At 68.5% G+C, this 11,804-nt stretch carries 8 protein-coding genes; 4 read left to right on the plus strand and 4 right to left on the minus strand.

Annotation, left to right across the window (positions count from 1 at the left end; all coding sequences use genetic code 11):
* Window positions 1-57: 57 nt before the first annotated feature.
* Genes ACQ5SP_RS01445 through bchF form a run of 4 tightly spaced genes read right to left on the minus strand, consistent with a single transcriptional unit; the run spans window position 58 to window position 6,920 of the window.
* Entirely contained in the window at window positions 58-3,633 is a 3,576-nt protein-coding gene (locus ACQ5SP_RS01445; RefSeq protein ID WP_430935678.1) for a magnesium chelatase subunit H, read from the minus strand.
* Window positions 3,623-5,152: a ferredoxin:protochlorophyllide reductase (ATP-dependent) subunit B gene (gene bchB / locus ACQ5SP_RS01450; protein ID WP_430935680.1), complete on the minus strand. Its 1,530-nt coding sequence runs from the start codon at window positions 5,150-5,152 to the stop codon at window positions 3,623-3,625. The genes ACQ5SP_RS01445 and bchB overlap by 11 nt, the downstream gene beginning before the upstream one ends.
* The gene (locus ACQ5SP_RS01455) at window positions 5,149-6,435 is read right to left on the minus strand and encodes a ferredoxin:protochlorophyllide reductase (ATP-dependent) subunit N (RefSeq protein ID WP_430935682.1); all 1,287 of its coding nucleotides are present in this window, start codon (window positions 6,433-6,435) and stop codon (window positions 5,149-5,151) included. Before ACQ5SP_RS01455 ends, bchB begins: the two co-directional genes overlap by 4 nt.
* Complete coding sequence (gene bchF / locus ACQ5SP_RS01460; protein ID WP_430935684.1) at window positions 6,432-6,920, minus strand: 2-vinyl bacteriochlorophyllide hydratase; 489 nt, start codon at window positions 6,918-6,920, stop codon at window positions 6,432-6,434. The genes ACQ5SP_RS01455 and bchF overlap by 4 nt, the downstream gene beginning before the upstream one ends.
* A 344-nt stretch (window positions 6,921-7,264) precedes the next feature.
* On the opposite strand from bchF, the gene ACQ5SP_RS01465 reads away from it, so the two are divergent.
* The 4 genes from ACQ5SP_RS01465 (at window position 7,265) to ACQ5SP_RS01480 (ending at window position 11,801) form a co-directional block, all read left to right on the plus strand.
* Window positions 7,265-8,068: a cobalamin B12-binding domain-containing protein gene (locus tag ACQ5SP_RS01465; protein WP_430935686.1), complete on the plus strand. Its 804-nt coding sequence runs from the start codon at window positions 7,265-7,267 to the stop codon at window positions 8,066-8,068.
* 35 nt (window positions 8,069-8,103) lie between these two features.
* On the plus strand, window positions 8,104-9,534 hold the full coding sequence (gene ppsR, locus ACQ5SP_RS01470; RefSeq protein WP_430935688.1) for a transcriptional regulator PpsR: 1,431 nt from the start codon (window positions 8,104-8,106) through the stop codon (window positions 9,532-9,534).
* Between the two features lie 69 nt (window positions 9,535-9,603).
* Window positions 9,604-10,512, plus strand: a complete 909-nt coding sequence (chlG, locus tag ACQ5SP_RS01475) for a chlorophyll synthase ChlG (protein ID WP_430935690.1) — start codon at window positions 9,604-9,606, stop codon at window positions 10,510-10,512.
* Complete coding sequence (locus ACQ5SP_RS01480) at window positions 10,512-11,801, plus strand: BCD family MFS transporter (RefSeq protein ID WP_430935692.1); 1,290 nt, start codon at window positions 10,512-10,514, stop codon at window positions 11,799-11,801. The genes chlG and ACQ5SP_RS01480 overlap by 1 nt, the downstream gene beginning before the upstream one ends.
* Window positions 11,802-11,804: the final 3 nt, after the last annotated feature.

The following is an 11,804-nucleotide window of genomic DNA, read 5'->3' on the forward strand; positions in this document are numbered from 1 at the left end:
TTGGGTCCGCCGGGCGTTGCCGCGCCTGCGGCCGGTCGTCGATATGCGTCGCTGCGATCATTCGGCGGCCACCCCTTCGAGCCTGTCCTCGATGGCGTCCGCCGCGTCGCGAAGCGCGGCCAGCGTCGCCTCGTCCGGCTGCCAGTAGGCGCGGTCATGGGCTTCGAGCAGGCGGTTGGCCATGCGCGACGAGGCGGCCGGGTTGAGATCGGTCAGCCGGGCGCGCATCTCGTCGTCCAGGACGAAGGTCTCGGAAATCCGCTGGTAGATCCAGGGCGCGACCTGGCCCGTGGTGGCCGACCAGCCCATGGTATTGGTCAGCGAGCTTTCGATCTGGCGGACGCCTTCGGCGCCGTGCTTGAGCAGCGCCTCGTGGAATTTCGGGTTGAGCGAGCGCGACCGCGTCTCGAGCGCGACCTGGTCGGCCAGGGTGCGGACCTTGCCCGCGCCCCGCGTCGTGTCGGAGATGTAGACGGCGGCTTCCTGCCCGCCGCGGGCCCGCCGCACCGCGCGCGAGATGCCCCCGAGCGTGTCGAAATAGTGATCGACCGAGGTGACGCCGAGTTCCACGGATTCGAGGTTCTGGTAGGCCAGGTCCACGTCGCTGAGCGCCTGCTGCAACAGGGCCGTGTGCTGCTGGGCCTTGCCGTTGACGCCGTAGGCGAAGCTCTTGCGCGTCTCGTAGGCATCGGCGAGCTCGTCTTCCTCGCCGAAGGCCGAGCTGTCGACCAGCTGGTTGACGTTCGAGCCATAGGCGCCCTCGGCGTTCGAAAAGACCCGCAGGGCCGCCGTTTCCATGTCGCAGCCGATCTTCTCGGCATAGGCGATCGCGTGGGCGCGGATGAAGTTCTGTTCCAGCGGCTCGTCGGCCATCGCGGCCTTCAGCGCGGCCTCGGCCAGGAGCCTGGTCTGCAGCGGCAGCAGATCGCGGAAGATCCCCGAAAGCGTCATGATGACGTCGATCCGGGGGCGCCCGAGCTCTTCCAGCGGGATCAGGTCCGCGCCGCTCAGACGGCCGAAGCTGTCGAAACGCGGCGTCGCGCCGATCAGCGCCAGCGCCTGGGCCAGCGGCGCGCCGTCCGACTTGATGTTGTCCGAGCCCCAAAGCACCAGCGCCACGGTGCGCGGCAGGCTCTTGTGGGTCTCGAGCAGCAGTTCGGCCTGTTTCGCGCCCTCGCGGCAGGCAAAGGCGGTCGGCATACGGAACGGGTCAAAGGCATGGATGTTGCGCCCCGTCGGCAGGATCTCGGGCGTGCGGATCAGGTCGCCGCCGGGCACCGGCGGGGTGAAGCGCCCGTCCAGCGCGTTGAGGATGGCCGGGATCTCGCCGTTTTCCCGGAGCAGCCCATCGACACGGCGCCGGGTCTCGTCGTCGGCATCGGCCATCAGCGCGACATGCTCGGCGCGGGCCTCGGCGCTCATCGGGCGGCCGAGCACATGGAGCCCCTCGGGCACCAGTGCCTCCTCTGTCTCCAGCAGGGTCAGCCAGAGCGCGTCGGGATCGGCTCCGTCCATGTCCACCGCCGCGGCCTGCTCGGCGATCAGCTCTGCAAGCTCGGTCCGCTCGGGGGCTCCCGGCGCCATCTCGCGCCAGCGGGTCAGGCTGTCCTTCAGCTCGGCCAGCGCCTTGTAGAGCCCGGCGCTGGCCAGCGGCGGGGTCAGGTGGGTGACCGTGATCGCGCCCGAACGACGCTTGGCCAGCGTCGCCTCGGAGGGGTTGTTGGCGGCGTAGAGATAGACGTTCGGCATGTCGCCGATCAGCCGGTCGGGCCAGTCCCGCGCGCTCAGCCCGGCCTGCTTGCCCGGCATGAATTCGAGCGCGCCATGCATGCCGAAATGCAGGAGCACGTCTGCGCGGAAACCGTTCTTGAGCCAGAGGTAGAAGGTCGAGAAGGCATGCGTCGGCGCGAAGCCCCGCTCGAAGAGCAGCCGCATCGGGTCGCCCTCGTAGCCGAAGGTCGGCTGAAGCCCCACGAAGACCTTGCCGAATTGCGCGCCGAGGATGTAGACGCCGCGCCCGTCCGACTGCACACGGCCGGGCGCCGGACCCCATTGCGTCTCGATCTCGTCGAGCCAGGGCGTCGTCGCCACGATCTCGTCGGCGCTGACATGCGCCGCGACATTGGCTTCCTGGCCGTATTGCTGGGCATTCCCACCCAGCACGAGGGCGCGCAGGTCCTCGACCGTTTCCGGCGGCGTCAGGTCGTAGCCGCGGGCGGCCAGGGCCTGAAGCGTGTTGTGCAGCGACTGGAAAACGTCGAGATAGGCCGCGGTCCCGGCGGCCCCGGCATTGGGCGGGAAGCCGTAGATCACGATGCCGAGCCGGCGTTCCGCCGCCTGCGACCGGCGCAGCGCCACGAGCCGCGCGGCCCGCGCGGCGAGCGTCTCGATCCGCTCGGGGCAGGGCGCCATGGCGCGGCCGGAGATCGCACCGGGGCAGGCGCGGTCGCACCCGGCGCAGGCCGTGTCGCCGTGACGCCCGGCGAAGACCGTCGGGTTGGTCGCGCCGTCAAGCTCGGGCAGCGCGATCAGCATGGTCGTCTCGATCGGGCCGAGCCCCTGGCCGGAGTCGGCCCATTGCCCGAGCGTCTGGAATTCCAGCGGATGGGCCGCGAGATACGGGATGTCGAGCGATTTCAGGGTTCCGACGGCCGCGTCGGTGTCGTTGTAGGCAGGTCCGCCGACCAGCGAGAATCCCGTCAGCGAGAGCAGGGTGTCGATCGTCGGCCCGGCCGGGCCCTTGAAGAAGGCCTCGATCGCGGGGCGTCCGTCGAGACCGGCGGCGAAGGCCGGCAGGACGCGCAGCCCGCGGGCTTCCAGCGCGCGGATGGCGGCGTCGTAATGGGCGGTGTCGCCGGCCAGCACGTAGCTGCGCATCAGGAGCAGCCCGATGGTGCCGTTCGCCCCCGCCGGGGCGGGCAGGCGCGCGGGATCCGTGGTGATGCGCTCGTCCAGGTCCGGATGGTAGAGTCCGGTTTCGGGATACTCGAGCGGCGCGGGCGCCTGGGCGCCGCGCCATGCATCGTGCCGGCAATAGCGCGAGATCAGGAAGCGCACCATCGCCTCGATATTGTCGTCCGAGGCGCCCAGCCAGTACTGCATGACGAGGAACCAGGCCCGCAGGTCCTGCGCCTTGCCCGGTATGAGCCGCAGGATGCGCGGCAGCCGCCGCAGCATCCGCATCTTGCGCTCGCCGTCCTCGACCGAGGGGCCGTTGGATGCGCCGCGCATCTTGCGCATCAGCTTGCGCAGTTTCGAGTCGGGCGCCGACATGTCCAGCGTGCCCATCCGGGTCAGGCGCACGATCTGGCCGTCTGCGATCACCCCGGCCATTGCGTCGCAGTGATCGCGCCGCGCCCGCAGCGCGGGCAGGATCGCCTGCACGTGTTCCTCGAGGAAGAGGAGATTGGCGATGACGATGTCGGCGCCGGCGATGGCCGCCTCGGCCTCGGCCAGCAGGGCGGGGTTCTCGCCCCAGCCGGCGGCGGCGTGCACGCTGAGCTCCAGGCCCGGGAAATCCCGCGCCATCCGCTCGGCCGCGCGGGCGCAGGGGCCGGCCGAATGGGCGTCGAGCGTGAGGATCACCACGCTGTAGCCGGGCCTCGGCCCGGTTATGCCGGTCTCATCGCGCATAGTGGGCCTTGGCCTCGTAAAGGGTGTCGATCCCGATTTCGTAGAGCCCGCGCTCGGCGGCGAAGGTCTCGGTGTTGCGGCGGGCCTTGCCCCGCACGAAGAAGGGAATCTTCCGCAGCTCGCGCTCGGCCTCGGCGCGCCAGGTGATGGCGTCGGGTGTGGCCGCGGCGGGGGCCTCGGGCCGGTCCGCCGTCGGGACGCGCGGGACGTGCTGGCCGCCGTGATGGCTGGCCCCGGCGTCGTCGTGGAACTCGAAATCGTCGCGGAACATGTGCAGCAGGTGTTCCTCCAGCCCCATGACCAGGGGATGCACCCAGGTGTCGAAGATCACGTTCGCGCCCTCGATGCCCATCTGCGGGCTGTAGCGGGCCGGGAAATCCTGGACGTGGACCGGGGCCGAGATCACCGCGCAGGGAATGCCCAGCCGCTTGCCGATATGGCGCTCCATCTGGGTGCCGAGGATCAGCTCGGGGGCGAGCGCCTCGACCTGGGCCTCGACGTCGAGATAGTCGTCCGAGATCAGCGCCTCGACCCCGTAATCCCGCGCCAGCGCGCGGATCGGGCGGGCCATCTCGCGATTGTAGCAACCGAGGCCGACGACCTCGAAGCCCATCTCGTCGCGGGCGATTCGCGCGGCGGCGGCAACATGGGTGCCGTCGCCGAAGATGAAGACCCGCTTGCCGGTGAGATAGGTCGAGTCGACGCTTTCCGAGTACCACGGCAGGCGCAGCCGTGCCGTATCGAGCCGGGGCGTGACGCCCGCCAGTTCGGCGACCTCGGCGACGAAATCGCGGGTCGCGCCGACGCCGATCGGCACCGTCTTCGTATAGGGCAGGTCGAGCGCGCGCTCCATCCAGCGGCAGGCGGATTCGGCGGTCTCGGGATACATCAGCACGTTGAAATGCGCCGCGCCGAGCCGCGCGAGATCGGCCGGGGCCGCGCCCATCGGGGCGGTGACGTTGACGCCGATGCCCATCTCTTCGAGCAGCGCGGTGACCTCCGTGATGTCGTCGCGATGCCTGAAGCCGAGCGCGGTCGGCCCGACCAGGTTCGCGGTGACCTGCGGCGTCTTCTCGACCGGACGTGCCAGCGCGCGGACGAGCTGATGGAAGGTCTCGTCGGCGCCGAAGTTCTCCTTGCGCTGGTAGCTCGGCAGCTCGAGCGGGATCACGGGGACCGGCAGGCCCATGGTTTCGGCCATGCCGCCGGGATCGTCCTGGATCAGCTCGGCCGTGCAGGAGGCGCCGACGATCATCGCCTGCGGCTTGAAACGCTCATAGGCGCCCTGGCAGGCGGTCTTGAACAGGTTTGCGGTGTCGCTGCCCAGGTCCCGGGCCTGGAAGGTCGTGTAGGTGACCGGCGGGCGGTGGTTGCGCCGCTCGATCATCGTGAAGAGCAAATCCGCGTAGGTGTCGCCCTGCGGCGCGTGGAGGACGTAATGCAGCCCCGTCATGCCGGTGGCGACCCGCATCGCGCCCACATGGGGCGGACCCTCGTATGTCCAGACGCTGAGCTTCATTCCGCGGCCTCCAGCTTCAGCGCCGCGCGACGGCGCAGCGGCCGCGAGAAAAGCCCGGCAAGGTCGCCGGCCTGTTCGTAGAAATGCACCGGCGTGAAGACCAGCTCGATCGCCCACTTGGTCGTCAGCCCCTCGGCCTCGAGCGGGTTGGCGAGCCCGAGCCCGCAGACGGTAAGGTCCGGCCGCGCCGCCCGGCAGCGGTCGAGCTGGAGATCGACGTCCTGGCCTTCGGACAGGGCCGTGCCCTCGGCGAGGAGATCCAGCTCGGCCCCCACGACGCCCTTGTGCAGGTAGGGGGTGCCCACCTCGAGGGCCTCCATCCCGCATTCGCGGGTGAGGAAGCGCGCCAGCGGCACCTCGAGCTGGCTGTCGGGGAAGAAGAAGACCGACTTGCCGTTCAGCGTTTCGGTCGCCTTGGCCACGGCGTGGCGGGCACGTGCGCGGGGCGCGTCGGTGACGGCGTCGAAACGCGCCGGATCAACGCCGAATTCCCGCGCAACGGCGCGAAGCCACGCGGTGGTGCCTTCTTCGCCGAACGGGAAAGGCGCGGGAATGTGACGCGCCCCGCGTCTTTCCAGGGCGGCATGGGTTCCGCCGAGGAATGGTTGTGTCAGCGCGAAGACGGTGTTCGGCCCAACGGCCACGTCGCTGTCGGCATGACGTGCCGGCAGAACGGTCACATCCGTGATCCCCATCTGCGCCAACAGGTCGAGGGCCTGGTCCTCGACGACATCGGGCAGCGCGCCCACGAGCATCAACTGCCGCCGGTCGGTGGCGGGCAGGGCGGGCACCATCGCGGCGAGGCAGGCGTCCTCGCCTTCGGTGAAGGTGGTTTCGATCCCCGAGCCGGAATAGTTCAGCACGCGCACCCGCGGTGCGTGGCGGGCGCTCAGCCGTTCGGCGGCGCGGGCCAGGTCCAGCTTGATGACCTCCGACGGGCAGCTGCCCACCAGGAAGAGCTGGCGGATGTCGCCCCGCCGTTCCAGCAGGCGTTCGACCTGCGCCTCGAGCTCCTCCTGCGCGTCCGCGAGGCCGGCCAGGTCGGTCTCTTCGAGAATGGCCGTGCCGAATCGGGGCTCGGCGAAGATCATCACGCCGGCCGCGCTTTGCAGCAGATGCGCGCAGGTGCGCGAGCCGACGACGAGGAAGAAGGCGTCCTGCATCTTGCGGTGCAGCCAGATGATTCCCGTCAGCCCGCAGAAGACCTCGTGCTGGCCGCGCTGTTTCAGAACGGGGGCGTTGCGGCATCCGGCGGCCGGCGGTGGGGGCGTGTGCCGGGTCATGCGGGCTCCTGCATGTCGAGCCGCGCGGCGCGGAGTTTCAGCAGGAACTGCCCGGCATTGATGACGTAGGCGAAATAGGCCGCCAGCGCGAGCACCATCAGCCCGGCCGGATCGAGCGACCCGGCGAAGAGCGCCCAGATATAGGCGGTGTGCAGCGCGATCACGGCGAAGCTGAACACGTCTTCCCAGAAGAAGGCCGGGGCGAAGAGATACTGGCCGAAGACGACCTTCTCCCAGATCGCGCCGGTCACCATGATCAGGTAGAGAAACCCGGTCTTCACGAGGATCGAAACCGTCGCCGCCTCGTAGCCCGCGCCGGTCAGGAGAAAGCGCAGAACCAGACCGAGCGAGACGAGGAAGACCAGGAATTGCAGCGGGGCGAGGATGCCCTGCACCAAGGTCCAGACGCTTTCGTCGCGCCGTGCGCGCTGCGCTGCGGTGTAGAGCGCAGCCCGGTCGGGTTTCGGGCCATGCGTCGGTGCCATTCTTCCCCCCTGGCGGGCCAGTTTCTGGTCCTTGATGCTAGGGGCCTGGGCGGCAAAGTGTCAACTAAAACTTACACTCCGAACGGGCCTCTGGTGTCAGCGCAACTGGACTCGCCGCGAGCGCCACGCCCGAGTCGGGCATACATGCAAGAGTATGCTTATATTATTGGGTAATTGGCATGCAGGTATTTTCTTGTCATAACAGGCCGATGCGGTTGTTGCGGCTTGCGGCCTGTCAACTATATTTGACATTTTCGAAATTGACTCGCAAGGTTATGGTATCGGCTAGCTGATGTGACGCACCAGACGCACCGCGGCCAGCGCAAGGCCCAGGGGGGTGCAAAATGCCAAATGATTTTCGTAAAGAGCGGGCCGGTTTCTCGCACCAGCAGGGCAGGGGGATACGGTATCTCGCAGAATCGGCGCTGCGCAGCATCGCGTCGTCGCACAGCCCCGCCCACCCCGAGACACGGGCCGAATGGGTGGAGCGTTTCTGCGAGGCGCTGATGTCGCAGTCCGAGACCAGCCACCACGCCGTGATCACCGAGCTTGTCGCCAAGGGGGTGAGTTCGCAGGAGATCTACCAGGCCTACGTCCCCGAGGCCGCGCGCCAGCTCGGCCAGATGTGGCTCAAGGACGAGGCAAGCTTCGTCGACGTGACCGTCGGTGCGGCGCGTCTGCAAAAGCTGTTCCGCCACAGCGGCGACGAGGGCTGCGGCAAGTGGATGGATCGCAGCATCCCGCTCGGGCAGTCGATCCTGATGGCCGTGCCCGATTTCGAGGAGCATTCGCTGGGGGCCTTCGTGGCCGCGGACCAGTTCCGCCGACATGGCATCTGGGTGAACATGGCGATCGGCATGACCGCCGAAGAGATTGCGGAAGTCGTGCGCGAAGGCAGGTTCGCGATGGTCGGGGTCACGCTCGCCGTGCGGAAATCCATTGAACCGCTTGCGGACATGGTGAAAGATCTGCGCGCGAAAGTGGCCGAGTGCCCGCCGATCGTCGTCGGGGGCAAAGCGGTCGAGATCGCGGACGACATAGAAGACAAAACCGGTGTCGATCACGCCGTCAAAAGCGTCCGCGAGGCTGTAGAGCGGTGCGGGCTTGCGTCTGTCGCCGAAACATTGTCTGTTGACGCGTCGCTTTGACCGGGGGCGACGAAAAACGGCATTGAGGTGAAGGTGTGATACGGCAACTGAGGACATCGGAACGGTTCCGCGCTGGTGTCCTGCCAGAAGCTACCGATATCGATCAGGCGATCGAACGGTCTTCAGATATTGCCGTCGTAGTGGACGAAGCCGGTGTCGTCAGCGGAATCTCCGTCAATACAGAATGCCCGACGCTTGGGTGCCTCGACCACTGGGTGGGGCGGCCCTTCGCCGATTTCCTGACCGACGAATGTGTCGACAAGTTCGAAACCCGGGCCCGCGCGCTGCGCGAGAGCCCGGATGCGCAGGTGCGTCCGATCGAGCTCAACCACATCGACAATGCGAAGTGGGAGTTTCCGATCCGCTACACGATGCACCGGATCCGTGGCGGGGAGACGGTGCTGTTGCTCGGGCGGGATCTGCAGCCCTTCGCCGAGGTGCAGCAGCGACTCGTGCGCGAGCAGATGGCGCGCGAGCGCGAACAGCAGCGCATGCGCGGGGTCGAGACCTATTTCCGCGTGGTGCTGGAGGCCTCGGAGACGCCGCTGGTGCTGGTCGATCCCGAGGGTGGAAAGATCCGCGACCTGAACACGGCGGCGGCCCAGTTGCTGGGCAGCACCGTGGACGGATTGTCCGACAGCGGGATCGCGCAGGCCTTCGAGGGGCGGCGGCGCACCGAGTTCCTCGAGGCGCTCAAGGGCGCGGCCTCGACGAGCGAGCTCAAGGGAATAGAGGCGGTGGCGCGGCGCAACGGGCGCGTGGTCACCCTCCTGCCCGAGTTCTTCCGGGCTGCGGGCGATCTTGTGCTGCTGTGCCGCGTGACCGCCATCGACGACCAGGACGTGCGCGGGCCGGAATTCACGCAGTCGCTTGCATCGCTCTTCGCCTCGACGACCGATGCGATCGTGCTGACGGACGCCAAGGGCGTGATCCGCGAAGCCAACGAGGCCTTCCTCGTGATGACCGACGCCGCGCAGCTGCGCGACGTCAAGGATCAGTCCCTCGGCGAGTTCCTGATGCGCGGGACCGTCGACCTGACCCTGATCCTCGAGAACGCGATCAAGACCGGCCGCATTCGCAGCTACATGGCCCAGATCAAGAGTGTCGTCGGAACCCGCCTGCCGGTCGATATCTCCGCGGCACATCTTCGCCAGAGGGGCGGGGATCTCGGGATCGGGCTGATTATCCGGGACGTGTCCCAGGAGGACACCATGGCGGCCGCCGAGCCCGGTTCGATGGTCAGCCAGGATGCCGTCAAGAACGTGATGGACCTGGTCGGCACCGCCTCGCTGAAGGAGTTGGTCTCGGCGACGTCGGACGTGGTCGAGAAGATGTGCATCGAGACGGCGATCCAGATGACTGGGAACAACCGCGTCGCCGCGGCCGAAATGCTCGGCCTGTCGCGCCAGAGCCTCTACGTGAAGCTTCGCAAGCACGGCCTGCTGCATTCGGGCGGCGGCGACTGACGGCCCGCATCTCGCCGGGCGTCGGAAACACCCTTCCAATGAATCGGATTGTATAGTTTAATTGACACCATGAGTGTCAGCGAAACGTTACAATCCGATCTCCGCTACCCCGCGCCGCGCGCCGTGCTGCGGCTGTTGAAGCCGATTACCTGGTTCCCGCCGATCTGGGCCTATCTCTGCGGCGTCGTCGCCTCGGGGGCACCGGTCTCGTCGGCGCCGTTCCTCGTCCTGGTCGGTGTCGTGCTGGCCGGTCCCGTCGTCTGCGGGATGAGCCAGGCCGCCAATGACTGGTGCGATCGCCATGTGGACGCGATCAACGAGCCCGACCGCCCGATCCCGTCGGGCGCCGTGCCCGGGCGCTGGGGGCTCTGGATCGCGCTGGCGATGAGCGGGCTGGCGCTTGGTCTCGGGGCGTTGCTGGGGCCGTGGGGGTTCGGCGCCACCGTCGTGGGCGTGCTGGCGGCCTGGGCCTATTCGGCCGAGCCGGTCCGGCTCAAGCGTTCGGGGATCTGGGGGCCGGGACTGGTCGGGCTCTGCTACGAAGGGCTGCCCTGGTTTACCGGCGCGGCCGTACTTTCGTCCGGGGCGCCCTCCTGGCCAGTGGTCACGCTTGCCGCGCTCTATGCGCTGGGGGCGCACGGCATCATGACGCTCAATGATTTCAAGGCGCTGGAGGGTGATCGCCAGACCGGCGTGAACTCGCTGCCCGTGACGCTTGGCCCGGCGCGCGCCGCGCGGGTCGCCTGCTGGGTCATGGCGCTGCCGCAGGTCGCGGTCGTGGCCCTTCTGCTGGGTTGGGACAGGCCCTGGCACGCCGCCGCCGTGGCCGCGCTTTTGCTGGCGCAGCTCTGGGCGATGCGGGTGCTCCTGTCGGACCCGAAGGGCCGGGCGCCCTGGTATAATGCCACCGGCGTGACCTTCTACGTGACGGGAATGATGATCTCGGCGACCGCCTTGCGGGCAATGGGGGCGGGCTGATGTCGCTGGGCTGGATTTCCATCTTTCGGCTCGGGCTGGTCCAGATGGCGCTGGGCGCCATCGTGGTGCTGACGACATCCACGCTCAACCGGCTGATGGTGGTGGAACTGGCCTTGCCGGCGGTTTTGCCGGGGCTTCTCGTGGCGCTTCACTACGGGGTGCAGATCACGCGCCCGAACTGGGGTTTCCTGTCCGACGCGGGCGGGCATCGAACGCGCTGGATCATCGGGGGCATGGTCGCGCTGGCGCTGGGGGCGCTGGGGGCCGCCGCCGGCGTCGTGCTTTTCGAGACCAGTTTCACCGCGGCCCTGGTGCTGTCGGTGCTGGCCTATGCGCTGATCGGGCTCGGGGTGGGAGCCTCCGGCACGTCGCTGCTGGCGCTGCTCGCGACCGCCACCCTGCCGAGCCGCCGTCCCGCGGCGGCGACCATCACCTGGCTGATGATGATCGCCGGGATCGCCCTGACCGCCGGGACCGTGGGGGCGTTTCTCGATCCCTATTCGCCGGCGCTCCTGCTCCGGATCGTGGCCGTCGTCACGGGGGGCGCGGTCCTGCTGACGATCCTTGCCGTATGGGGAATCGAGTCGCGCGTACAGGCCGTGCGCGCGCGGCCGGACGCCACGCGGTTCCTCGACTGCCTGCACGAGGTCTGGGCCGAGCCCGCGGCGCGCAATTTCACGATCTTCGTCTTCCTGTCCATGACGGCCTATTTCATGCAGGAATTGATCCTCGAGCCCTATGCAGGCCTGGTTTTCGCCATGACGCCGGGACAGTCGACGACGCTCAGCGGTGCGCAGAACGGCGGTGTCTTCTTCGGCATGCTGACCGTGGGGATCGCCGCCACCGGCCTGTGCCTCGGGAGCCTGCGCGGCTGGGTCGTGGCCGGATGCCTCGGCTCGGCCGCCAGCCTCGGGGCCATTGCGCTGCTGGGCAAGACCGCGCTGGCGTCGATGCTGATGCCGGCCGTGGTGGCGCTGGGGTTCTTCAACGGCATGTTCGCGGTGGCGGCCATCGGGTCGATGATGGCGCTGGCCGGGCAGGGGCGCGATGCCCGCGAAGGGATGCGGATGGGTCTCTGGGGGGCGGCGCAGGCCATCGCCGCCGGCTTTGGCGGGCTGCTCGGCGCGGCGGCCGTGGACGTCATGCGCCTGGCGCTGGCCAGCGATGCCGCCGCTTTCGGCACGGTCTTCCTCGCCGAGGCCGCGCTTTTCGTCGTCGCGGCGCTGATGGCGCTGCGGGTCATCGAGCTTGGCCGGGGCCGCCCCGCCGCCATGGTTCCGGGAGAATGAAAG

It is taken from the genome of Rhodovulum sp. YNF3179 (genome assembly GCF_050586465.1).
In the GTDB taxonomy this organism is placed as follows: Bacteria; Pseudomonadota; Alphaproteobacteria; order Rhodobacterales; family Rhodobacteraceae; genus CAJXYS01.